Consider the following 1,452-nt stretch of genomic DNA (forward strand, 5'->3'; position numbering starts at 1 on the left):
CAATGCCGTTGCTTGAGCTACTGAAGTATCGCGGGCGCAAGGGTGATGATCTTCTCGGGAACCCGTCGCGTGCCTCGCCTGGCCTGGTCTTTCTTGCGCACGATGTACTGCGACACCGGACGGCGGGTGTACCGGTCCGCCTCGCGTAGCCGCCGGAGGCCGTTGTCGAGCTTACGCACGACTTTCGTGGCCATCCGCTTCATGAACTGCCGCAGATGGCGGGTCGACCGGCCCGCCTGGAGGACGACGCTGCGTCGTGTGTGCTTGAGGACCTTGACGAACGAGATCCGGTCGGGGTCCAGACCCTCGCCGTCTGCCAGCCGCAGGACGATCCGATTCAGGCAGTGATGGAGGGTCAGGTGTGCCCAGATCTCCTGCCGCACCAGTTCCGGAGACACCGACCGCAGCACCTCGGCCTTTCCCCGCTGAAAGGTCTTCAGCTGCCGGAAAGCGGACTCAACCTCCCAGCGCTCGTGATACAGAGCTGCAAGCTCCTCGGCGGGCCAGGCCCCGGGATCGAGCAGGTCAGTCAGCAGCCTGACGGTCTCGCCGCTGTCGACCTGGTAGTCGATCACCCTCACTGTCACCCCGCCCGGATGGGAGCGCCGCTGCCCAGCGAGATTCATCCGGGTCAGATAGGTCCCGTCAGGCAAGACCTCCGCGGGCTTCGCGGCGACGAAGGTGCGGGCTCTGATCAGCAAGTGTGCTCCGGCCTGCGTGTATGCCTTCCACAGCGCGACACCGGGGAAGGCACGGTCCATGATCACCAGCATGCCGGCGGCACTGTCGGCCATCTCTGTCGCCAGCGCGGGCTCGCCACCACCACTCCTGAAGCTGCCTATTCGCGCGTCGATCGTGGCGTGCGTACTGGTCTCGGTCAGCGTCACCACTCTGGCCTGCGGGAACCCGATGGGACGCCCGGCACTGTCCACCTGCCCGCCAAAAACGGCACGTGTCGTATCGTTCTCCGGCACGTCCAGCAAGAACCCGTCGACTGCGGCGACTCTCATCCCGCGCCAGAACGCCGCCTCGAGTGTGGGCGGAGCGATCGCCCCCGCGACACGGCGGAACACTCCTTCCAGCGGCGCGGCCCCAAGCTGCTTCCGGGCCCTGGTGAATGACGACTTGTTCGGGACCGACTGGTCCATCTCGCCCAGGGCCCCGACGAGGTTCTCCGCAACATCGTCGTAGGAGTCCTGCTGGAACAGCGCCAGAGCAATCACGAAGTAGACCATGAACCGACTCGATAGGGGACGGGGCTTGGCATCCCGCCGACCGCACGCGGCCAGCACCTCGTCCACCAGCTCAGGAACAATCCACTCGGTGACCAACCCGAGCCGGACATCATCAGATAACCCGATCCACGGATGCATGCCCGGTCAACGAACCAGCACCCCGGCAGTCACCGTGCCCGGGAGAGGAACTACTTGCACCCCTCAAGCAACGGCATTG

Annotated in this window: 1 protein-coding gene; it reads right to left on the reverse strand. The window is 65.4% G+C overall.

Going from position 1 to position 1,452, the window contains the following annotated elements:
* Positions 1 to 17: 17 nt before the first annotated feature.
* On the reverse strand, positions 18 to 1,373 hold the full coding sequence (locus ACIQM0_RS39335; RefSeq protein ID WP_401296068.1) for an IS4 family transposase: 1,356 nt from the start codon (positions 1,371 to 1,373) through the stop codon (positions 18 to 20).
* Positions 1,374 to 1,452 lie beyond the last annotated feature (79 nt).

The organism is Streptomyces sp. NPDC091387, from assembly GCF_044756945.1.
Taxonomy (GTDB): domain Bacteria; phylum Actinomycetota; class Actinomycetes; order Streptomycetales; family Streptomycetaceae; genus Streptomyces.